22 protein-coding genes are annotated in these 20,444 nt (G+C 65.1%); 7 read left to right on the forward strand and 15 right to left on the reverse strand.

The genetic code is table 11. The features are described 5' to 3' along the window. The first annotated feature begins 41 nt into the window (after positions 1-41). The 3 genes from GJR99_RS05510 to GJR99_RS05520 all read left to right on the forward strand — a co-directional run bounded on the left by GJR99_RS05510 (position 42) and on the right by GJR99_RS05520 (position 2,068). Positions 42-821, forward strand: coding sequence for an MBL fold metallo-hydrolase (locus GJR99_RS05510; protein WP_151110067.1), 780 nt, complete (start codon positions 42-44; stop codon positions 819-821). 57 nt (positions 822-878) lie between these two features. Next, positions 879-1,598, forward strand: coding sequence for a YkgJ family cysteine cluster protein (locus tag GJR99_RS05515; RefSeq protein WP_151110069.1), 720 nt, complete (start codon positions 879-881; stop codon positions 1,596-1,598). A 65-nt stretch (positions 1,599-1,663) separates the two neighbouring features. Beyond that, complete coding sequence (locus tag GJR99_RS05520; protein ID WP_151110071.1) at positions 1,664-2,068, forward strand: TRAM domain-containing protein; 405 nt, start codon at positions 1,664-1,666, stop codon at positions 2,066-2,068. A gap of 199 nt (positions 2,069-2,267) precedes the next feature. Here the strand turns inward: GJR99_RS05520 and GJR99_RS05525 are convergent, their stop codons facing one another. After that, positions 2,268-3,965: a radical SAM protein gene (locus tag GJR99_RS05525; RefSeq protein WP_151110073.1), complete on the reverse strand. Its 1,698-nt coding sequence runs from the start codon at positions 3,963-3,965 to the stop codon at positions 2,268-2,270. Between the two features lie 233 nt (positions 3,966-4,198). On the opposite strand from GJR99_RS05525, the gene GJR99_RS17385 reads away from it, so the two are divergent. Next, positions 4,199-4,357 (forward strand): DUF7559 family protein, encoded by a 159-nt coding sequence (locus tag GJR99_RS17385; protein WP_191967073.1) that lies wholly within the window; start codon positions 4,199-4,201, stop codon positions 4,355-4,357. Further along, positions 4,354-4,812, forward strand: a complete 459-nt coding sequence (locus GJR99_RS05530; RefSeq protein ID WP_151110075.1) for an Hsp20/alpha crystallin family protein — start codon at positions 4,354-4,356, stop codon at positions 4,810-4,812. Before GJR99_RS17385 ends, GJR99_RS05530 begins: the two co-directional genes overlap by 4 nt. A 1-nt stretch (position 4,813) precedes the next feature. On the opposite strand, the gene GJR99_RS05535 is transcribed toward GJR99_RS05530, so the two are convergent. Together GJR99_RS05535 and GJR99_RS05540 are read right to left on the reverse strand one after the other, a co-directional pair. Then, positions 4,814-5,962: an NAD(P)/FAD-dependent oxidoreductase gene (locus GJR99_RS05535; RefSeq protein ID WP_151110077.1), complete on the reverse strand. Its 1,149-nt coding sequence runs from the start codon at positions 5,960-5,962 to the stop codon at positions 4,814-4,816. A 60-nt stretch (positions 5,963-6,022) separates the two neighbouring features. Next, entirely contained in the window at positions 6,023-6,805 is a 783-nt protein-coding gene (locus GJR99_RS05540; RefSeq protein WP_151110079.1) for a DUF7388 family protein, read from the reverse strand. A gap of 393 nt (positions 6,806-7,198) precedes the next feature. Here GJR99_RS05540 and GJR99_RS05545 point away from each other — a divergent pair, with 393 nt between their 5' ends. Further along, complete coding sequence (locus GJR99_RS05545; RefSeq protein ID WP_151110081.1) at positions 7,199-7,729, forward strand: DoxX family protein; 531 nt, start codon at positions 7,199-7,201, stop codon at positions 7,727-7,729. A 198-nt stretch (positions 7,730-7,927) separates the two neighbouring features. Here the strand turns inward: GJR99_RS05545 and GJR99_RS05550 are convergent, their stop codons facing one another. The 4 genes from GJR99_RS05550 to GJR99_RS05565 form a co-directional block, all read right to left on the reverse strand. Further along, positions 7,928-8,524, reverse strand: a complete 597-nt coding sequence (locus tag GJR99_RS05550; RefSeq protein ID WP_151110083.1) for an NUDIX hydrolase — start codon at positions 8,522-8,524, stop codon at positions 7,928-7,930. Between the two features lie 29 nt (positions 8,525-8,553). Further along, positions 8,554-9,099, reverse strand: coding sequence for a DUF7109 family protein (locus tag GJR99_RS05555; RefSeq protein ID WP_151110085.1), 546 nt, complete (start codon positions 9,097-9,099; stop codon positions 8,554-8,556). Then, positions 9,096-10,196 (reverse strand): glycosyltransferase family protein, encoded by a 1,101-nt coding sequence (locus tag GJR99_RS05560; RefSeq protein WP_151110087.1) that lies wholly within the window; start codon positions 10,194-10,196, stop codon positions 9,096-9,098. Before GJR99_RS05560 ends, GJR99_RS05555 begins: the two co-directional genes overlap by 4 nt. 67 nt (positions 10,197-10,263) lie before the next feature. After that, positions 10,264-11,424, reverse strand: coding sequence for an MFS transporter (locus GJR99_RS05565; protein ID WP_151113870.1), 1,161 nt, complete (start codon positions 11,422-11,424; stop codon positions 10,264-10,266). 135 nt (positions 11,425-11,559) lie between these two features. Here GJR99_RS05565 and GJR99_RS17390 point away from each other — a divergent pair, with 135 nt between their 5' ends. After that, on the forward strand, positions 11,560-11,730 hold the full coding sequence (locus tag GJR99_RS17390) for an HVO_0758 family zinc finger protein (protein ID WP_191967074.1): 171 nt from the start codon (positions 11,560-11,562) through the stop codon (positions 11,728-11,730). A 30-nt stretch (positions 11,731-11,760) separates the two neighbouring features. Here GJR99_RS17390 and GJR99_RS05570 read toward each other — a convergent pair whose 3' ends face one another. From GJR99_RS05570 to GJR99_RS05605, 8 genes are all read right to left on the reverse strand, one after another. After that, entirely contained in the window at positions 11,761-12,852 is a 1,092-nt protein-coding gene (locus GJR99_RS05570) for an aldo/keto reductase (RefSeq protein WP_151110089.1), read from the reverse strand. Positions 12,853-12,929: 77 nt separating this feature from the next. Further along, positions 12,930-14,114 (reverse strand): DHH family phosphoesterase, encoded by a 1,185-nt coding sequence (locus GJR99_RS05575; RefSeq protein WP_151110091.1) that lies wholly within the window; start codon positions 14,112-14,114, stop codon positions 12,930-12,932. A 101-nt stretch (positions 14,115-14,215) separates the two neighbouring features. Then, the gene (locus GJR99_RS05580; protein ID WP_151110093.1) at positions 14,216-15,112 is read right to left on the reverse strand and encodes an SDR family oxidoreductase; all 897 of its coding nucleotides are present in this window, start codon (positions 15,110-15,112) and stop codon (positions 14,216-14,218) included. Beyond that, positions 15,109-15,528: a DUF5791 family protein gene (locus tag GJR99_RS05585; RefSeq protein ID WP_151110095.1), complete on the reverse strand. Its 420-nt coding sequence runs from the start codon at positions 15,526-15,528 to the stop codon at positions 15,109-15,111. Before GJR99_RS05585 ends, GJR99_RS05580 begins: the two co-directional genes overlap by 4 nt. 78 nt (positions 15,529-15,606) lie before the next feature. Then, entirely contained in the window at positions 15,607-18,693 is a 3,087-nt protein-coding gene (locus tag GJR99_RS05590; protein ID WP_151110097.1) for a DUF7286 family protein, read from the reverse strand. Beyond that, positions 18,681-19,574 (reverse strand): DUF7284 family protein, encoded by an 894-nt coding sequence (locus tag GJR99_RS05595; protein ID WP_151110099.1) that lies wholly within the window; start codon positions 19,572-19,574, stop codon positions 18,681-18,683. Before GJR99_RS05595 ends, GJR99_RS05590 begins: the two co-directional genes overlap by 13 nt. After that, positions 19,571-19,963, reverse strand: coding sequence for a DUF7285 family protein (locus GJR99_RS05600; RefSeq protein ID WP_151110101.1), 393 nt, complete (start codon positions 19,961-19,963; stop codon positions 19,571-19,573). Before GJR99_RS05600 ends, GJR99_RS05595 begins: the two co-directional genes overlap by 4 nt. Beyond that, complete coding sequence (locus GJR99_RS05605; RefSeq protein WP_151110103.1) at positions 19,941-20,411, reverse strand: DUF7283 family protein; 471 nt, start codon at positions 20,409-20,411, stop codon at positions 19,941-19,943. The genes GJR99_RS05600 and GJR99_RS05605 overlap by 23 nt, the downstream gene beginning before the upstream one ends. Positions 20,412-20,444: the final 33 nt, after the last annotated feature.

The following is a 20,444-nucleotide window of genomic DNA, read 5'->3' on the forward strand; positions in this document are numbered from 1 at the left end:
CTGCCGAACCCGATAAACCACTCCCGAGCGTAGCCGTCGGCATGCACGTCACGCGCGTCTCGGTTCCCGTCGCGACTCGCGCCCCGACGGGTGCGACGAACGCGTACCTCGTCTCGGAGGGCGACGACCGCTTACTCGTCGACCCGGCGGCCCGAACAGCCGAACTCGACGAACTCGTCGAGGAGGGGGTAGACCACATCGCGGTCACCCACACCCACTCGGACCACGTGGGTGCAGTGGCCGACTACGCCCAGGAGACAGGGGCCGCCGTCTGGTGTCGTCGTGGCCGAGAACGCGAGTTCGAGGCGGCGACCGGTATCGAACCGGACCGAACGTTCGTCGAGGGGACGACCATCCCCGTCGGGTCCGGCGTCGAAGTGCTCGATACGCCAGGCCATGCACGCGACCACGTGACGTTCGTCGCCGGCGACGACTACCTGACTGGTGACCTCGCAGTCGCGGAGGGGAGCGTCGTCGTCGGTGCCCCCGAAGGCGACGTGCGCGCGTATCTCGTCGCACTCAGACGACTCCACGCGCGCAATCCAGACACGCTCGCTCCCGGCCACGGTCCCGTGATATCCGACTCACGCGCGACGCTCGCACGCCTCGTCGCCCATCGCAACGCCCGCGAAGCCAAGATTCTCGACGCCATCCACGCGGGCAACGAGACGGTCGACGCCGTGACCGACGCCGCCTACGACAAGGATATCTCGGCCGTCCGTGACCTCGCACGGGCGACGGTCGTCGCCCACATCGAGAAACTCGCCGCCGAGCGACGTGTCTCGTGGGACGCCGACGAAGAACGAGTCGTCCCCGTATAGCACCGGAGGGCTCCATCGAACCGCGTTCCTCTTGACGTTCGCGCCCACATCAGGGGTATGGACCTCGAAGCCGAACTCGCACGCGCTCGCGAACTCGACGTGTCGGAACTCGCCGACGCTATCGAATCCATCGGCTTCGAGTGCACGCGCTGTGGCGCGTGTTGCAAAGGGTACGAGACGGACGACGGCGAGCGAGAACCCCACACGGCGACTCTCTTCCCCGACGAGGTGCGGACGATTCAAGAGACAACCAGCTACGACGCTGACGGCGACTCCGTCGCCGTGGCCTCCACCTCGGACGCCTCGCTGGAGTGGCGCGATATCGCCCGCCCTATGCCCTACGGCCTCGTCGAGGGCGACGATGGACTCGAAGGCGAGACGTTCGAGTGGGCACTCCAGACGAACGCCTGCGGCGACTGCCGATTCTACGAAGAAGACGACGCTGGACAGGGTACCTGTCAGGTCCACGAGGACCGGCCGCTCATCTGTGAGACGTATCCGTTCAGTGTCGACGTCGCCGGCACGAGTCAACCGATGGGCGAGGCCGTAGACGAAGCGGGAGTCGTCCGTGCCCACGAGTGCGAAGGTCTCGGCCGGGACATCTCGCGGGGGGACGCGGCGGAACTGGCCGGGGCACTCAAAGAACGTGCCGTCCGCGAAATCGAGGAGGCAATCGCCGTCTCAGCGGCCTACGAACCGGTCGAAACTGAACCGGGCGAGGTGGTCGTCCACGACTCCGAAGGCGCGAAGTCACCCGACGGGGCCGAACTGCAGTAGCCGAATGTCAGGGACGGCGGTACATCTTTAACAGTTCGGACTGACCACATAGTGGAGGTCTAACGGTGGAAATCTCAGATAAACTCCTGTGTCTGTTCAATGCTGACGTTCGTACCGAGGACGACCGATATATCGTCGAAATTCCTCGCCGCGAAGTCGAAACCGGTGCTATCGACCCCGGTGAGACGTACCGCGTCGCTCTCATCTCTCGCGAAACGAAAGAGGCCGTCGAGGCCGAACCGAGCGGCGAGGCCACGCCATCCGCCGAACCACAACCCCCGGTCGAACCCGGAGAGCTTCGGTACGTCGAAATCGAGGATATCGGAAAGCAAGGTGACGGTATCGCCCGCGTCGAGCGTGGCTACGTCATCATCGTCCCCGGTACCGACGTTGGCGAACGTGTAAAGGTCGAAATTACCGAAGTCAAGTCTAACTTCGCAGTCGGCGAAGTGGTCGAAGACGACTTCTAACAGCGTACTTTTTCGGACGGACTCGCGGCATCGACGAATCTCAGCGGATTGCTTCGCGGAACGCGCGCGACGACGCCGACCCATCCCGGAGCGACTCACTCGGACAGACCACGATTTCGAGTGAACGACCCACCGGTCTTGCGAGTGAACGAGAGAGCACACTTGCACGTGAAGAACAGCGATAGAAAGCCGATATCTCCTACTGAACGTACTTCAGGAGATTCGCGTCGATACCGACGTCTGCTGGAGCGTCGTAGGGGCGGTTCACCACGATGTCGCCGGCAGTAGACTTGCCGATACCGGGGATAGCCGTCAGTTCGTCCATCGACGCTTCGTTGATATCCAGTGGGTACGGGACGCCGGTGACAGACCGGTAGCCGTGGTCGGTGACGACGATATCGACGATTTGGCCCAGTTCGCGCTCTCCGGGGATGCCGACGAGCAGTGGGTAGGTGCCGAGTTGTCGGCCGAACGTCCGTCCGTCCTGATGGTATTCGAGGTGGACGTCGGGAAGGACGGTTCCCGGTGGGGCGACCCGTCGGAGCATCGGTCGGTCGATATCCTCGCGGACCTCCTGTTTGTACTTCTTGAACAGTTGCTTGTGGTCACGGGCGATGGACGCGCCGGTATCCGACATCTCGGTTCCGTCGAACGCCATGACCTGGCGGATGTTGATACGGCGAACCATCAGGCCTTCGTCGTAGACGCGCTGGAGGAAGCGTTTGTTGTGCGCGAACGTCTCTTCGGACTCGCCTTTCAATCCGTGGAGGAGGTTGATTCCGGGCAAGAGTTTCGGCAGGCGAGTTGCGGCGTCCGGGCCGTGTGTCGGTGCGTCTGCCGGGTCGTCACCGGGTCGCCATCCGGCGACTTCGTTGACGATTTTCACCGCCTCGAAACACTCGTCTGCGGAGACGTTGAGGCTGTTTTCTTCCTGGACGACGGGGTCTGCCGATTCGAGACCGAACGCCGCCGTGTCACCCGCCGTGTTGTGTTCGGCGATGATTCTGAGTGCCTCGCGGGATTTCTCGGGCCACTCGACGATGGTAATCGGGTTGACGTTGTCGAGGTGGAGTGTTCCGAGGTCCGGCGCAACTTCGCGGATGCCGCCGTAGAGGCGACGGAGGGCGTCGGGGTTCGGTGCTTCGCCGTCGCCGCCGAACGCCAAGATGTCTGCCTGTCGGCCGAGACGGAAGTGTCTCGCACCTCGGTTGTACAGGTTCTCGACTTCCTTGACGACGGAGTCGGCGGTGCGGAACGATGGGTTGCCGTAGAGCGGTTCGGTACAGAACGAACATCGGTAGGCACAGCCGCGAGAGGTCTCCATCTCGCAGATGAGGTGGTCGGGGTGGTTCGGGTGTTGTTCGACGACGAACGCCCCTTTGGCCGCCCAGCGGTCGAGTTCCTCGTTGTCGCGCATCCGGTTACCGAAGCCTTCGAGCGCGCTATCTACGAGGTCGAAGGCGGCCGCCTCGATGTCGCCTTTGGCGACGAAGTCGTAGTCGAGGTTCTTGCGCTGCATGTCCTGTCCGCCGGCGTTCTCGTCGCCGACGCCGAAGCGGATGGGACCGCCCATGAGGGTCGTTCCTTCGGCGACCCACGCGAGTTCGCGGACTTCGTCGGGTTCGGCAGGCGTTCCGCCCACGTACTTACCGGGGACGGTCATGCCGCCGATGTATATCATCAGGTCCGCGTCGGCCACGTCGCGCCACTTCTGGCGGTCGTCGCGGAGTTCGTCGATGGTGTGGTAGACGACGTTGGACTCGGGGACGCCCGCGTCGACCACCGCACCTGCGGTGAATCGCGGATACGTCGAGATGTACGGCGGCACGCCGAAGTGCGCCGGTTCGTCGACGTATCCGTCGACGATCGTCACGGTGAGGTCGGCGGGGTCGGTCATCGGTCGGGGTTTGCGTTCGACGCTGAAAACGCAACCGGTCGAACGTCGTGGTGGCAGGTCGAGCGTCGCGGTGGCAGGTCGAGCGTCGCGGTGACGGAGCAGACGAGACCGAGGACGCAGTGCAGGTACGATACCGTGACCGAACGTTGCTGAGGCAGACACCGTGACCGAACGCCGATGAGACAGGTTCCGCCTCCCGCGCGTTTATGAGCGTGGGAGCGCAAGAAATGGGTATGCCTGCGACCCTCGAAATCAAGTGTACCAACGAGGACTGCGAACTCGACATGTTCGAGTTGCACTACACCTACGACATGCCGGACGACGTGACGCTGGCAGATTTCAACTGTCCGTACTGTGGTGAACAGCAGTTCTTGGAGGAGATTCAACTATGAGCGACCTGCGAAAGTTCGGCGAGTCGGCGGCCAACGCCGTCCTCGAACGCGTCGGCCGAGGCGTCAGTCAGATGCAAGAGCGCAAACCGCTCGCCCACGACCTCCTCGAGTCCGACGACGCCTACCTCGTCGTCTTCGACGCACCGGGTGCCCGTGCCGAAGACGTCCAGGTGCGCTTCCTCGACGGGGAAGTCGAGATTCGTATCGACCGCTTCCGCGAGTTCTACGAAGGGTACGAGATGCGCTTCCCCGGTCGCGGACTCACGCTCTCCAGTAGCGCGACGCTCCCCTCCGACGCCGCCGTCGAAGCGGCAGACGGCGCGGCGACGGTCAAGAAGAACGGGACGATACAGATTCAGATTCCGAAAGACGAACGCGGCAGCGACATCGAAGTCACAGAAGAAGACGACGCAGACGAGGTCGACTACGGCGACGTCGACGACCAAGACGCCTGAGTTACCGAGTCGTCTCTGCGTCGTCGTCCGCCACGGTCATCCCTTCGACGACGGCGAACGATTCGTCGCCGTCGAACCGACGTGGGTCGAACGGGTCGGGGACAGCGACATCCGTTTTTCCGAGTAGTTCTCCGGCGAGGAGTTCCCCTATCGCCGGTGCCCACATGAAGCCGTGGCCGTGCCACCCCGAAGCGACGTAGACGCCGTCTGTGACCTCGCCGACGAGCGGGTTTCGGTCGGGTGTGGCACCGCAGAGACCCGCCCACGCTCGCTCGACGGTCGGTGCTGTCTCGGCTCGTTGCTGTACTGCGTCCAGCGTGTCGCGGACGAACCAGTCGTCTGCGGTTTCGTCCCACTCGTCGGGGTCGGCCTCGACCGGTTCGACGCCGTCACCGGCGAGGACACCAGCGGGATGTGGTCGAAGATACGACTCTGCTGTCGCGTCGTAGACCGTCGGGCCGCGGTAGTCACAGGTGCCGACGAGTGCCTGTACCCGGTAGGGTTTGAGCGCAATCGGATAGCCAGCGTCGACGAGGAGAGACCGCGAGTGGACGCCCGCAGCGACGACGACGGCGTCGAAGGCGTCGGTTCTCTCGTCGTCGAGAGCGACGCCCGGTGGGTCGGCCCGAACCGACACGGCGTCACCGACGCGAAACTCCACGCCGGTCTGCTCGCATTTCTCGACGAACAGGTCGACGTAGGCCGCAGGGTCGGCCCATCCGGCGTTCTCCGCGACGCCCGCGAGCGCGACGTCGTCGGTTCGGATGGGAAATCGCTCGCCCAACTCGTCGGCGGTGGCCGTCGAGACGTCGCGGCCGTGGACTCGCATTCGCTCGACTGCCTCCGTGAGTGCGGTTGCCGCCGCGTCGTCGCCGTCGCGGGCGAGGAACACGTAGGGCGTCTCGTGGAAGGTGAACCCGCCCGTTCCCGACAGCGACCGAATGCGAGTCATCGCTCGGTCGGCCACGGAGACGTCGATGTCCTCCGCGTACGCGTCGTAACAGATGCCGGCGGCCCGGCCGGTCATGCCAGACCCAGGCGTGTCTCGCTCGAAGAGGGTGACGCGAGCGCCGCCCGTCGCCAAATCGTGGGCGACCGTCAGTCCGACTGCGCCTGCGCCGACGACGGCGACTCGCTCGGGCACGTCCATACGCAACGCTGAGTCGGCATGCTATTTGAATGAGTGGGAGGCCGTGGTGCGGTGTGTCGCCTACTCGGCGAACTCGTCGACACCGCGTGCGGGATAGCCGACGACGACGTCGACACCGATGTCGCGCAGGTCGTCGATACGCTCGCGGACGTCCGCGACTGACCCGATGAGGGCGTAGTCGCGGGCGGCCTTGAGGAGTACCTCGCGCGCGCGTCCGTCCGCCGACGAGTCGGTGGGAGACCCGTCGGGGAGTGCCCGAGCGACTGGTCGGCGACGCGAGATGTACGCGCCGACAGCGTCGAGAATCTCGTCGTCGTCGTCGGTCAGTGCGGTCGGTGCGTAGAGAGCGACCTCACCGTCGTATCCGGCCGCGCGCAACGCGCGAACGTCGCGGCGAGTCGACCGTGAGAGCAGTTCGTACTGGGTGCCGCCGGCAGCGAGGGCGATTCGTTCGATTCCCTCGGTACCGACCCACGCGTCGGGGGCCTGCTCTCTCGCGACCCGGAGTCGGGGTGCGACCGGCCGACCTTTCTCCTCGTCGGTGAGGTACGCAGGATGCCCCGCGACCAACACCTGTTGGACGCCCTCGGGAATCCACTCGTACAGCGAGTCGTCACCGAGTGGGTCGAAGCCATCGACGCGAACCGGCGTCGTCAGTCTGACTTCTTTCTCCGCAGCGAGCGCCTCGAGGACGTCGGCGTCGGGTATTCGGTGGCGGCCTTCGTAATCGATAGCGACGATATCCAGCGGGATATCGAGTGCTCGACGCACGTCGCACTCGGCGGGTTTGAGTGCAACAGCGTCCAATCCAGCTTTCGAGACCGCTCGTCCGGCGGTCAGCATGCTATCACCACAAAAATTTCAGTACCGTCGCGGAACGCGATCCATCGTCTGTGCGACCATGTGAGAATTGGTAGCGTGGAGGAGGCCAAAACCTTGTCGATGACGGCGACGCTGACCATCCGAACGTCTATTTATATACTCCCGTCGAGGCGGCACCGTCGAGCAGACGAAATGTCACGTACAATAGAGATGTTGTCGTCTGCCCGTGGTTCGAGTCTCGAACCCGTAGAATTGTGGAATTCCTACATTTTTCGAATAGAGTGAAAACAGCGATTTCGCGGAGAAGTGGGCTCTGAGACCCGTTTTCGCTGATTCCCAGTTCCAAAGATTCGAAAATCGGTCTCCGCTTATATGGTGTAGCCTCCCATCGTTTCAGATGTAAGGTGAACTAAGATGGCCGCAACCGGACAAATCGAGATGCTGGGGAACCGGATCGACTTCGACTACTCGCAGGGCGTCACGGGCTACGTGCTCCTGCTCACCCGTATCATCACGGGATACTGGTTCCTCCACGCTGGCTGGGGGAAGCTGACGGCTGCAGAACCGTTCAACGCTGCCGGGTATCTCGTGAACGCGACTGGTGGCTCGCCCATCCACGGCTTCCTCGTGTGGGTCGGCCAGACGCCGTGGATGCTCGAGATTACGAACTTCATGATTCCAGCCGGTGAGTTCCTCATCGGACTCGGCATCCTCGTCGGAGCACTCACCAGGCTCGCCGCCTTCTTCGGTGGCTTCCTGATGGTGTTCTTCTACCTCGGGAACGCCGACTGGGGACACGGCTTCGTCAACGCTGACCTGTTCGGCTTCATGATGTTCGTCATCGTCGGCACCCTCGCCGCGGGCCGCATCTACGGCCTCGACACCATCATCGAGAAGATGGAGTTCGTCAAGCAGCGCCCCGCGCTGAAGTACCTCCTCGGCTGAAGGCCCGGTCCCGGTCAGAAGAGGGGGGGAATGCGGCAGAACGTTTTTTCGAAGCGCGTTACACACCGAGCAGTAGCGACACTGCATAGTCGATGTCTACTACATAGCCGATGTCCACTGCAGAGCCGATGTCTGTGAGAACAGCGAGACTCGATGACGGCGTCTCGTCCTGAAACGACGTCTCGTCCCGAGAGACGACTACACCGGATAGTCGGCGTCCGGGTCGACGACCCGGTCTACTTCTGGCGGCACTTCCCAGTCGGTCGTGAGTTCGAGCAGTTGGACGAGCATGCGACCGGTCGCGCCCCAGACGGTGTACCCGTCTACGTGGAAGAAGTGGAGTCGAACCTCGCCGTACTTCGGGTGGTCGCGGAGCTCCGACTCGTAGTTCGACCGGTCGGTGAGTTCGTCGACCGCCAACGCGGCAATCTCTGCGACCTCTCGCTGGTCGGGGTCGTACTCGCGGTCGGGAACCGTCGCCACGAACGGGGTGACAGAGTAGTCCGTCACGGTGAGGATGTCGTCGAGTCGCCCGTGAAACGTGACCTCGTCGGGGCGAAGTCCGATCTCTTCGTTAGACTCTCGCAGTGCGGTCGCTCGGAGGTCCACGTCGGCAGGTTCGCGTCCACCGCCGGGGAAACTCATCTGACCCGGATGCTCCCCGAGATGGTCTGCTCGCTTCGTGAACAGAACGTGCGGCCGCTCGTCGCGGAACAACACGGGCGCGATGACCGCTGCCCGTCGTCCCGCCTCGACTGTCACCGGTTCGTGTCGGGTGACGCCAGCGAGGTCCATCGTCACAACTCGTAAAGCGACGGCACGACTTAGGCCTGCCCCTCTCCGGCCAATGCTGCGTCGAGTCGGTCCCTGATAGACGCCACGTCGGTGTCCGCCCACGCTTCGAGGTCGTACGTCACGTCGAGCAAGCGCTCGATTTCGTCGGTGTCGTCCGACTGGACTGCCGACGCCGCGGCGGCACGCAGACGAGCCTCGACCTGTTCTGCGAGTTCGTCACGGGGCACCTCGCGCTCGGGATAGTCGAGAATGTGTGGGAGGTCCTCTGCACGCGGCGGCAACGTCGGGAACGCCATCGGGCCAACAGTGAGGAGTTCGCCATTCGTACCCGCGTCGGCGTCGGCGTCGACCTCGGCGTCCGCGTCCGAACCGTCGTCGGACTCCTCGTCGGTCTCGTAGGCGACGAGATAGTACGCGTCGATTGCGTCCGAAATCGTATCCGAGAGGGCGTCAGTGTCGGTCTCACGGCCCTGTTTGAACGCGAGTTCGTCGAGTGCGTCTTCGAGCTCTTCGCGGGTGAGTGCACCGAAGAGGTCCACGATGCCGGCTAAATCGTCGTATACGGATTCGGTCATCGTCCCTCCTGTACCGCCGCGATATCGTCGCGGGCAGCGGCCAACACGTCCTCGGGCGACAGCGGTGCGTCCGCCCACGCCGGTAGTCGCGTGTCTTCGTCCGGTTCGACGACGGCGGCAGCGTACGTCTCGACCTGGTGACGCTCGTCCGCCCGGTCGTAGTCGAATCCGTTGAACGCTGCGTCGGCAGCGTACTGCTCGACGAACTGGAACCCAGTCTCACGGTAGCGGTCTGCGAGCGTCTCGAAGTCGAGGTCGGCACCGTGTTCGAGCACTGTCCGGAGGAGTGTCCGACCGACGGACTCGCTCATATCTGAGAGCCCGGTCGGGCCGCTGACGGCCCGGTGGTCGTGTTCGTACGCGCCGAGGTCGACCTGCGCAGTTCTGTCGAACCCTGCGTGCGTGAACGCGTCGCCGAGCGTGCCGACTTCGAGCCCCCACGAACGAGGCACTCGCATCTTCTGTGCGAGGTCGCTCGTCGTGGCGAACTCACCGGCGAGCGCGTACCGGAACGAGTCGAGATAGTGGACGATCGGCACGTTCGTCTCGTCGGCGAGTGTGCGCACCAGTGGGGCGTAGAAGAGTCGAAACAGTCGCCCGTACAGTTTGCTGTCTTCGACACGAGCGTAGTACCCCTTCGAGAAGTCGTGGCCACGCGCGAGAGGGAACAGGAGTCTCGTGACGTACCGTTCGTCGTAGGTCTTGGTGTCCGCGTCGTGGACGACGACGAACTCCTCGCGGGCGGCACACCCCAGGGCAAGCCACACGTCTCGGCCTTTTCCTCGCTCGCCGTCGATACCACTCTCGTCCAGTAGTTCGGCCACACGCGGTCCGTCGCACCACAGCACGTCGAGCGGCAGGTCGAACTCGTTCAACCAGTCGACGAAGGGGGCGACGCGCTCGGCGGGGGCACGGAGGGGGACGACCACGCGCGCGGGCGACAACGACTCCAGCGTCGAGAGCACGCGCTCGGCGGCGAGACCTGCGTACTCCCGTTCGGTCATCGGAACGACGACGGCCGCCCGGTCTATCGGGGCGTCCGGAACCGGCCCGGAGAGGTCGTGGAGCGTCGTGACCCGCTCTTGTACGTACTCCATCGTCTCAGTCGTTGGACTCGGTGAGCAAAAGTGCGGCGAGAGTGGAGGGGGCTGCCGGAACTGCCTCTCAGTTCGGAATCCGCCCGGCACGCTGGAAGACGACCAGTCCGGCGACGATGACGCCCAGACCGAGGGCGAACCCGACGAACACCTCGTCGAAGGTGAATCCCACGTCTGTCAGATAGCCGACTGCGCCCGACCCGCTGGCCTGGAAGACCATCATCCCGAACGAGTAGACCGAGTACGCACTGCCTCTGCTCTCGTCGGGGAGTGTGTCGAGCAAGTACGTGTCGAGTGCGGGAAACAGACTGTGGATGACGTAGCCGAGGATGGCCGTGACGACGAGCAGGCTGACGAGTCCGGTCGTCTGCGTGAGGACGAGTAGTGAGGCGACGAACGCGGTGAGGACGCCGAGGATGTATGGAACCCGAGGGAGTCTGTCCGCGAGGCGGCCAGACAGGAAGAACGCCGGAACACCCGCACCGAAGACGACGGTGAGCATGTTGCGCGCCGTCGCCGGGGGGAGCCCCTTCGTCTCCATGTAGAGTTCGAAGAAGTTGAACACCCCTTGCCAGACGAATCCCGTGAACCCGAGGATGACGATGCCCGTGAGGATGATACGCCACTCCTTGCGGACGGCCCCGAGGAGGTCACGGTCAGACGACCCCGCGTCCGGGAGGTCGGTCGAACGGGCCGTGAAAAAGAGGATGGTCGTCACGACGGCGGCGGCGAGACCGATACAGACGAAGACGAGTTGCCACGACGCCGAGACGAATCCGAACCGGGAGACGATATCCGGGCCGACGGCGAGGACGAGCGTGACGAACGGAGCGACGCTCACGGCGGCGAGTTGGCTCGCGGTTCCGTGGATACCCATCGCGCGGCCAACGCGCTCGGGGTAGAGTTCGCTCACGAGGGGGTTCGCGGCGACGAAGTACGCGCCCGAGGCGAGTCCCATGGACGCGGCACCGACCATCAACAGTTCGATAGACTGGGCGCTGGCGGTCAGCGCAGAGGCCAACACGAGGATGACACCGGTTCCGAGGACGACGTAGTGGCGGGGCACCCGCGTGAGCACCCATCCCGTCGGCACGCGAAGACTCGCACTGCCGAGCCAGACGAGCGTCGCGACGAATCCGACGGTCGCCCGGTTGACTTCGAAGAACGTGATGAACTCTCCGAGGAGGGGCGCGAAGACGACTCGCGCGAGGTTGACGAGGAATATCATTCCGCAGAGGGTTCCGAAGAGGCGACCACGTGACACGCTCGAAACCGCGGGCCCTGGAGTGACAACCCTTTCGAAGCGGGATTCAGTTGCAGGGGTGCCGGCGGGTTTTTATGTTCGTTACACAAACGGAGATTTATGAAGACAACGCGGAAGGGGCTTCGAGACGGCGACCTGGATAAAGACACCTACGGGCGACTGACGTGTTCGGAGTGCGGTGACACACTGAAGAAGAAGAACGACCCGGACGAAGTGTTCGCGCTCCGAATCTGCCCGGACTGCGGGGCCGAGTTCAAAGAACTCAGATAGGACCCGACAGAAACGCTCCCGCGACCAGTCTCACTCGAAGACCGAATCGAATGCCCGCGCTCCGAGCGGGTCGAACGTTCCGGCGGCAACATTTTCTGCGACGTGCTCGGGGGACGACGCACCGACCAACGCAGCAGTGACACCGGGCGCACTCCGCGAGAAGTTGAGCGCACGCTGCGCGAGCGTGTCTCCCGACAGAACCTCGTTTACCGACTCGGGTATCTTTCGTGCGAGGTCACCCTGTGCGATACTCGCGCTGGAGAAGACGTGTAGGTCGTGTTCGTGTGCGTACCACAGCGCACTCGTCAGGTCGCCGTCGTCGGTCTCGTGTGCGTCCACGGTGAACGCGTCGGCCATCACGACGTTGAACGGGAGTTGAATCGCTTCGAGTCCGGAGTCGTCGTTGCCGACTGTCTCGGCCGCGCGTTCGGCGCGGCGGACCACTTCCGGTAGCGAGAGATGCGCGTCGTGGTCGGGTGCGACCCGGAACGCCTCCCAACTGGCGACGCCGTAGCGTCCGATGTCGTCTGCGGCGACGCGGCGTTCGAGGACTTCGAAGGCAGACTCGATGCGGTCGTACACGGTCTCTCGGTCGGCCGTCACCAACTGCGTCTCTGGGTTGTGGAGGTAGTAGAGGTCGATGTGGTCGAGCCCCATCAAGTCGAGCGAGCGGTCGACCATCTCGTCGACGAACTGCGGGGCGATGGTGTGACTGCCGTGTGCGAGTTCGTCGGCCGTCGCGAGGCCCGCATCGAGGACCGTCTCCCGGATGTACTGTCCGGGGTTCTCCGGACGCGAGCGGTCGAAGGGGACGAATCCCGCCTTCGACGCGACGACGACAGCCTCGCGGTCGGTGTCGGCCTCGCGGAGTGCGTCACCGACGACGCGTTCCGAACGACCGTGACGGTAGTTCGACGCCGTATCGACGAGATTGATGCCGTTTTCCAACGCGAGGACGAGCGACTCACGGTATCGGTCGTCGACTTCGTCGGTCGGGTCACCGAGATACGTCCCGATACCGATACTCGAGACGACACCGGGACCGAATCGTCGGAAGAAGGTCCGACCGAAACTGTCGCCGAAGCGGTCACGGTAGGCCCACGTTCCCCGTCCAGTAGCCATGGGCGGCGCTAGGATTGCCGACGGTTAAGGGCCACCGGTCCCGGTCCAGTGGTGAAACACTGTGCTCGGTCGGACGCTCAGATGTCGCCCGTGAGCGCCTCGAAGATGTTCTCGATGAGTTCGTCGCGGGCGATTCCGCTCCCGTTACCGCCGTCTGCGATGGTGTCCGGGCGGAGAATCTGCCCGCCACCCATCCGAGCGTGGCCACCGGCGCTGGCACCGCGGTAGTCGCTCAGCGCCGCTTCGAGCGTCCGGCCCATGTGGACTCGGTCGTCGCGCGAGCGACCCGAGAGATAGACGTTGCTGTCGCGCTCACCGCAGACGACCGCCGCGGTGACGCCTTCGAGTTGAATGAGTTCGTCGGCCGCCTGCGGGATGGCGTCGACGTTCGATATCGTCCCGATGTCGGCGACGGCGAACGGGCCGCGAACGTCGCGGCCGGCGATGGCACGTGCCTTCGCTTCGAGGACTTCGCGTGAGACTTCGGGGTTGGCGATACGGTCGAGGTGGTCTTCGTTGACGCCGGGGAAGAGGTAGCCCGCAGCGTCGAAGTCGGCCGACGAACAGCCGGCAGTGAGGTGTTTCGTGTCGGTGAGAATCCCGTATACGAGCCCGGTCGCCACCTGTGAGGGGACCGTGTACGTCGAGTTCACTTCGCTCGCGTGCATGTCCGGTGGGACGGGTTTCGCGCCGACGTCTCGGAAGTACTCCGCGACGATGCTCGAACACGCACCGTAGTCGGTGCGGACGTCGGTGAACGCCTCGCCCGTGCCGTCACCGGGGTGGTGGTCGATGACAGCGTACGGGAGGACGCCTTCTGCGCCTGCGAATCCGCGAGGCGTGTTGTGGTCCACGAGGACGACTGCCTCGGCGGCGAGGTCGCTCACGTGGTCGATAGCGTCTAAATCGAGGTCGAGAACGGTTCGAAACGCACGGTTTTCCTGATGTCGAATCTGCCCTGCGAACTGAATCGTCGGTGTCGTCCCGACCTGTTCGGCGAGACAGGCCACACCGATTGCGGCGGCCATGGCGTCGGGGTCCGGGTTGGGGTGCATGAGGACGGCAACCTCCTCTACGTCTTCGAGGGCTTCTACGAACCGTGTTCCCATCGGCCGCTTGAAGCGAATTGCCGCGTAGAGGGCGAGGATGACGGCGCCGAAACCGACGACGATAGCCGCTGCTAACTCCGGATGAGTGCTGACGAACGAGCCAATCGACTCGAACATCTCGCCAGAGTCGTACTGCCCCACCGAACCGACCATACTGAAGACGACTGGAGGAGATGGTATGAAGATTCCCCCTAATCGATTTTTCTCGATTGACAGAACGTCCGACCCCTGAACGTATCGGCGGCAGGAGATGCTCAGCGGTCGGCCGCCCGATAGGCGTCGATTGCCGCTCGGTAGCCTGACCGATATGTTGGGTGAGTGAACTCGTAGCCGAGTTTTCGGAGGGAGTCGTTCGAGCAGCGTTTGCTCGTCAAGATGCGACGTTGCGCCGCCTCGGAGAGGTCACCCTCGTCGAGGCGTTCTGCTTTCGACCGCTTTGCTGGCCGGGGAACGTCGCACTCGTCGGCAAGCCAATCTGCGAACTCGTGTTTCGAGACGGGTTCGTCGTCGACGACGAGGACCACGTCGTCGCGTGCGCGGTCGGTTTCGAGGAAGAACGCGACAGCACCGGCGGCGTCGTCACGGTGGACCATGTTGAGATAGCCGTCGGTGACAGGGCCGTCGAGATAGCGCTCGAGACGGTAGCGGTCGGGTCCGTAGAGGCCAGCGAAACGGGCGACCGTCCCGTCGAGTCCGCGTTCCGCGGCGTACTCGCGTGCGACTCGTTCTGCTTCGGCCAGCACGCGCGTCTTGTCCGTCGTCGGGTCGAGTGGCGTAGATTCGTCGACGAAGTCGCCGTCGTGGTCGCCGTAGACGCCCGTACTCGACGTGTAGACGAGTCGGTCTGGTGCGGTATCCCGTGCGGCGAAGTGGTCGATGGCGGTCCGGAGACCATCGACGAAGATGGTTCGGGCGGCGGCGGCCCCTCGCCCGCCGGAACTCGCCGCGAAGACGACGTGGTCCACGTCGGGAATCGCAGTGAGAGACGCTGCGTCCGTCACGTCGGCGCGAACCGCCGTCGCACCGGTTTCTGAGACTGCGTCGAGGCCGGCGTCCGACCGTCGGACGCCCCACACCTCGTGACCGCCGGCGACGAGTTGCCGTGCGAGTTCGAGGCCGACGTAGCCACACCCGAGGATGGCGACTCTCATCGCTCGTTTCGGACGGCGATGACGTGGTGGATGGCCGCGAGTTCGTCGAGCGTCGTCGCCGTGCGTCCCTCGATAGCCTGTTGAATCTCTTGGCCCGAGAGGTCGAGTTCGATTTCGGACGCGAGCGTGTCCACGTCGAGGATGCCCGTCGTCATTCCCATGAGGAGGTGGTCGCGGAACTCCCACGCGATGGCGTCTGCGTCCGGGTATCCGTCGGTGAGCGCGAGGATAGACGCGGCCTGTTCGAGCGTCAACTCCAAGACGCCGTCCGAGAGGGCGTCTTCGGAGACGTCGGCGGCAGTGGCGGCAGCATCTACACCTGCCGCGTCGACTGCGGCGCGGACCTCCTCTTCGTAGGCGGCCCGAAGTTCGTCAGGGGTCACGGTGCCGGGTCGCTCGACGGCGTCGTACAACATATACCGATGGGTGGGGAGTCGGGCGGCAAAACGGTTGTTACTCGGTACGAACTGTGCCGTGACTCGTCTGCCGACCAGTCACGCGTCGCGGCAGTCTGTCGGAACGGTACATCCCGGTCCGCCCTCCCACCCGGCCGAGCGCTCGTCGGCGTCGCCATCGACGTCGCCCACGCCGGTTCCCGATGGCGGGACTGCGACGACGATAGTCGTCTCGACAGTGAAATCGACGCGGTCGCCACGGCCGACCGGCTCCGCAGTGCCGTCTCCGTCCCAGTCGAGCGACACTGCCGACCCATCACGAGCGTAGGTCAGCGACTCCGTTTCGTTGCCACGGGCGTGGAGACGGAACTGTGCGAACTCGCCGGCGACGGACACGTCCCACACGTTGACCGTCGCGTACCAGTATCCTGGAACTGGTGCGACTGGCATTCCGGCGGGGACGCGGCGGAACGACCGGTCGAAGCGCGACTGGAGCGTGTCGTCGATGCGCTGTTCGACGGCGTCACTGGTCGCGTTCTTCACCGAGTCCGTCGCGACCGACGCGAGCGCGTCCTGTCGGGCGGTGCGCGTCGATTCGACCGTTCGGTTGGTGAGTCGCTGTGGGACCGTCGTGGCCTTCTGTCGGCGAACAGTCCTGAACGCGTCGTCGAGACGGAGTTCGAGCACGTCGGCTTCGGCGCTCCCCTGTTCGGTCGCAGACACGGCGATGGCCCGCGAGACGGACCCGTTCGTCACTGCCAGCGCCCTGTGTGCGGGGTCGTCCCAGCGACCGAACGCCGACTGGAGGACCGCTTGCCGTTCGGTCATCGTGAGGTCCGTGTGGAAGGCGAGGACGTCGCTGGCAGCACCTTTAGTCGGGTCTGTCGCTCGGACGACGGCGCGTTCGAGTGCGTCGCGTCGCGTCTGCAACTTCTCGTTCGTCTCGTTCGTCTCGCCCGTCTCGCTCGTGTCGTTCGACGCCGCGAGTGCGTCGTCTGCGGCGAGCAGTGCGTGGGCCGCGACTCGAAGCGGAACCCGGCGGCGAGCACCGAAGACGGGTTCGAGAACAGTATCGGTCGCGTCGCCGTACGGGACCGTGAACAGGTTGGTGTTCCGAGCGACGAGCGGATGGTACGTTCCCTCGTCCTCGACGGTCGGAACGGCTGACCCGGAGAGTCCATCGAGCGAGAGATACATCGGGTCAGCGTCGGGGACGAATCGGACGTCTTCGGACCGGTCGGTCGTCCCCTTCGAACCCACCGTTCCGACGACGCGCCGTGCGGTCTGTTCGGCGTCGACCGCCGCAGAGAGCGACCCGACGCTCGTCTCGCTGGCCGCGTCGTCCGCTGCGCCGGTCGCGGCCGCGGTCTGAGCGGCACGTTCGTCGAGTTCGGCAACGACGCGGTCGAGATACGCGGCACGAACCGCGACACGCGCCCGGTCTGCGACGCCGTCGTAGGAGGCGGGTGCACCGACGAGTTCGGCACGGTCTGTCCGAAGGTCGGCCGCGAGTTCTGCCGCGGGGTTCACGGAACCGCCAGCGACTGCGCGGGCCGAGAAGGAACGACTCCGATTCCGCACCCGGTCGTGGAGCGACAGAAGGTCCGAGCGAATCCACGCGTTCGTTCCCGACGCACGCGCAGAAGTCACCGTCTGTTCCGACGGAACGTCACCGGCGGCCACGTCGCGGGCGAGGCCATCGAACCCGCCGTGTGTCGAGACGACGTCCGAGGCGACGGCCGACGCGCCGGCGAAGTTCTCGCCGTCGAGTGCGCCGCCCGCCGAGAGAACTGGGTCGAGCGGACGACTCGGACCGGGAACCGTGTGCGGAGAGAGAACGATTGCGACGTCGACGCGTGTCTGTTCGCTCGTCTCCTCGCTCGTGTAGACCGTCTGGTTCCCCTGCCGCCACGTTCTCGTCGTCACCTCGCTCGTCGTGACTCTCCGAGACGCGGCCGACACGACTGTCGTGTCGGGAGCGACGGCGGGCGTCCCCGTCGGGAGCGTCGTGACCGACGAGTTCGTCTCCGTCGTCGTCTCCACGAGTTCCCAGTCGGGACCGAGTTCGACCGGCGGGTCGTCGGTGCGTTCGACGACGTGAACGTCGGATTCGACCGACACGGTCGCCCGGTGCGCGTCGGTACTCACCGATTCGAGCGAGTCTGAACCGTCCCGGCCGTCGAGGACCGAGACGAGCGCACGGTCTGCCGCCGACCGAATCGAGGCGTCGATCGTACGGTTCGTCGGGAGCGGTGGGTCGCGCGAGTCGCTCGTGGGGTTCGGCGCGGGGAGCGCGTCTGCCAGCGCTGGCGCACCCATCGCACCGGTCTGGGCGAGCAGACTTCGAACGCCAGTTTGGACTGCTGCACGGCCAATCGCCCCCCGTGCGTCGGCGTCGGTCGTTCCGAACGTCTGCTGTTCAGCGAGGAGGACGCCGGCGTTCGTGGCAAGCGCGGCGTGGTCGTTCGAGACGACGTTCTCGATCGGCGCACCTGCGTACTGACTCCATCCGCGGGTCCACGCCGCCGTCCAGAGCGCAGTCGTCACCGTCGCGTCGACCGTTCCGCCGTTCGTCGCACTCGCGTCGAGGCGGTGTTCGAACGTCTCGGTTCGCTCGTGGAGTGCGAGGACCGGCGTTCGGACGCCGACAGTCGTCGTCATCGATTTCTCAGCGACTCGCTGGCCGTCACGGTGCACGTCGACAGCGACGTCCTCGACAGTGACGACCACCATCGACCCGTTGTCCCGAGACTCGATAGCGACGCGTTCGAGTGCTGCGCGAAGTGTCGATTCGTTCGTCGGACGGGGGAGTGAGGCCGTCGCAGAGACCCCAGCGCGTTTCGCAGCGATAGTCTGGAGTCGCTCCGACGTGGTGAGCGCGATTCGCAGTCGGAGGTAGTCCCGAAACGTCCGGTTCTCCGAGAGAACTCGTCCGACTGTCGTGTTCGAGGGCTCGGTGACGGGGTTCGCCGCGGCCTCGCGTGCCGCGTCGTGCACCGCCGCACGGACTGCGGCGTCGGTCTGGGCGCTCACCTGGTCGATTGCGTCTTCGACTCGTCCGTCGGTAACAGGGTCGTGGGTCGACAGCGCCCCGGAGAACGTCGCACTCCCGACGAGCAACAGCACACCGAGTAAGGCGAACGGAACACGGCCTCGGTCGTCGTCTGCGAGTCTCACAGCGACCACGTCCTGACGACGACGGTGACGCGACCGACCGACACCGCGTCGGCGGCCCGGCGAGGGTCGTCGTACCGACGGCGCATGTCCGTTTCGAGTCGTCGAGAGAGCGCCGATTCGAGGTCAGCGTTCGCGGCGGTGGTCTCCTCCGCGGCGACTTCTGGCGTGACCGAGGCGTTTAGCAACGTCCCTGCGCGCTCGTAGCGATGTCGCATCAGCGTCGAGACGGGAGCGTCACCCCGAAGTGCGAGGCGCGCCAGTGATGGCGGAAACAGCCCTGCGACCGTTCGGTTGGCGACGACGGCCGCAACGGCTTCGAAGCCGTCGTCGCTCGCGGCGAGTGCGTCGGCGCGTGCGGCAGGGAATCCACTCGGAACGTCGAGCGCCGCCGCGTGTGTCGTCGCAGTCGCTGGGGGCGTGGCTCCGACGTCAGTCGTCGCTCGAATCGGTGCGTTTGGATACGGCGTCCACTGCACTGCGACGTGAACACCACGGGCGGGGAGTTCCGACGCGACTCGACTCCGGACTCGGTGGCGGAAGTCGTCTCGAGCGTGCGTGAGCCTCTCGCCGTCGATGGCGACAGCACCGAGCGTTGCGCGACCCAGCAATCCAGCGAGGCTGCCGTGTGCAGTCCGCTCGAGTTCACGAGAATCGACACCACCCGTGCCGAGGAGCGACGGGTCTGCGTCGGCGACGCCGGGTTCGAGGTCGTAGTGGACCGTCGCGGTACTCGTCGCGAGCGACGTCGCGACGTCGGTCGCATCGATGGCGGTTCCGTCGGTGTCGACAGCGCCACCGGCGGTCGCTCCTGTGCCGGCCGTGACGACGAGTCCAACGCTCGCGCCGACGAGTAAGAGACAGACCGTCACGTCGAAGACGAGGTCGGTCATCGCCAGACCTCCACGCGAAGGGTTCCGAACCTGACGTGTCCGGGGGCCGTGCGGACACTCACACGGGTGGAGTCGCCGTCTGCGTCTGTCGGTGCGTCGGCTCCGACGACGCGCCGCTCGTCGCCGGCGGCGACGACGATTCGGCAGGCGTACCCGTCTGGGCAGGCCGAGCGAGCAGTCGAGAGGCGGCGGAGTTCGACGACGCCGGCGTCGTCCACGAGGAACGATTCGACGTTGTCGAGCGTGGCCGGTGCGAGGGCTCGGTCTGCGACCGGGTGTGAGCGGTCGAGCACCGTCGCGTACCCAGAGAGCGCTGCACAGACGACCACCAGTGCGGTGAGCGCGGCGACCGGCGAGGTCTGAGCCCTACGCGGCGACGACGGTGACATCCATTCCCTCCCACGAGACGTGTCGAACGACGAGTTCTTCGGCGGCCGGCCGCCACGACGAGTTGGTCTGTTGTGCGTCTGCAACGGCGGTACGGAGTTCAGCAGGCGACTCGAAGACTGCGCTCGGTCGCGCACCGAACGCGACCGACTCGAGTTTCGTTCCGGGTGCCGCCGGCGTAACTGGGCCGAACGCGAACGTCGCGTGTGCGGTTCCACCGGCGTTACGGAGGCCGATGCGGTGTGCGCCGAGGCGGACGGATTCGGCGCCGAGTGAGTGTTCGGCCACGGTATCGTACTCGGCGACAGCGACGCCATCGACGGTGTCCGCGACGCCGGATGCGTCCGGTGCCGGAGTCGTCGGGAGTCCCGCGACGATACCGAGCAGAACTGTCGCGGCCACCGAGAGTGCGGCCCACGTGTACAGCGATTCGAGCGGTGCGTCGAACATAGACCGGAGTGGTCCCGTTCGAGTATATAAACC

This window comes from Haloferax marinum (assembly GCF_009674625.1).
In the GTDB taxonomy this organism is placed as follows: Archaea; Halobacteriota; Halobacteria; order Halobacteriales; family Haloferacaceae; genus Haloferax; species Haloferax marinum.

Coding starts and splice junctions, on each gene's coding strand:
- GJR99_RS05510 (WP_151110067.1), top strand. CDS start 42: ATGCACGTCACGCGCGTCTCGGTTCCCGTCGCGACTCGCGCCCCGACG.
- GJR99_RS05515 (WP_151110069.1), top strand. CDS start 879: ATGGACCTCGAAGCCGAACTCGCACGCGCTCGCGAACTCGACGTGTCG.
- GJR99_RS05525 (WP_151110073.1), bottom strand. CDS start 3,965: ATGACCGACCCCGCCGACCTCACCGTGACGATCGTCGACGGATACGTC.
- GJR99_RS17385 (WP_191967073.1), top strand. CDS start 4,199: ATGCCTGCGACCCTCGAAATCAAGTGTACCAACGAGGACTGCGAACTC.
- GJR99_RS05530 (WP_151110075.1), top strand. CDS start 4,354: ATGAGCGACCTGCGAAAGTTCGGCGAGTCGGCGGCCAACGCCGTCCTC.
- GJR99_RS05535 (WP_151110077.1), bottom strand. CDS start 5,962: ATGGACGTGCCCGAGCGAGTCGCCGTCGTCGGCGCAGGCGCAGTCGGA.
- GJR99_RS05540 (WP_151110079.1), bottom strand. CDS start 6,805: ATGCTGACCGCCGGACGAGCGGTCTCGAAAGCTGGATTGGACGCTGTT.
- GJR99_RS05545 (WP_151110081.1), top strand. CDS start 7,199: ATGGCCGCAACCGGACAAATCGAGATGCTGGGGAACCGGATCGACTTC.
- GJR99_RS05550 (WP_151110083.1), bottom strand. CDS start 8,524: ATGGACCTCGCTGGCGTCACCCGACACGAACCGGTGACAGTCGAGGCG.
- GJR99_RS05555 (WP_151110085.1), bottom strand. CDS start 9,099: ATGACCGAATCCGTATACGACGATTTAGCCGGCATCGTGGACCTCTTC.
- GJR99_RS05560 (WP_151110087.1), bottom strand. CDS start 10,196: ATGGAGTACGTACAAGAGCGGGTCACGACGCTCCACGACCTCTCCGGG.
- GJR99_RS05565 (WP_151113870.1), bottom strand. CDS start 11,424: ATGATATTCCTCGTCAACCTCGCGCGAGTCGTCTTCGCGCCCCTCCTC.
- GJR99_RS17390 (WP_191967074.1), top strand. CDS start 11,560: ATGAAGACAACGCGGAAGGGGCTTCGAGACGGCGACCTGGATAAAGAC.
- GJR99_RS05570 (WP_151110089.1), bottom strand. CDS start 12,852: ATGGCTACTGGACGGGGAACGTGGGCCTACCGTGACCGCTTCGGCGAC.
- GJR99_RS05575 (WP_151110091.1), bottom strand. CDS start 14,114: ATGGTCGGTTCGGTGGGGCAGTACGACTCTGGCGAGATGTTCGAGTCG.
- GJR99_RS05580 (WP_151110093.1), bottom strand. CDS start 15,112: ATGAGAGTCGCCATCCTCGGGTGTGGCTACGTCGGCCTCGAACTCGCA.
- GJR99_RS05585 (WP_151110095.1), bottom strand. CDS start 15,528: ATGTTGTACGACGCCGTCGAGCGACCCGGCACCGTGACCCCTGACGAA.
- GJR99_RS05595 (WP_151110099.1), bottom strand. CDS start 19,574: ATGACCGACCTCGTCTTCGACGTGACGGTCTGTCTCTTACTCGTCGGC.
- GJR99_RS05600 (WP_151110101.1), bottom strand. CDS start 19,963: ATGTCACCGTCGTCGCCGCGTAGGGCTCAGACCTCGCCGGTCGCCGCG.
- GJR99_RS05605 (WP_151110103.1), bottom strand. CDS start 20,411: ATGTTCGACGCACCGCTCGAATCGCTGTACACGTGGGCCGCACTCTCG.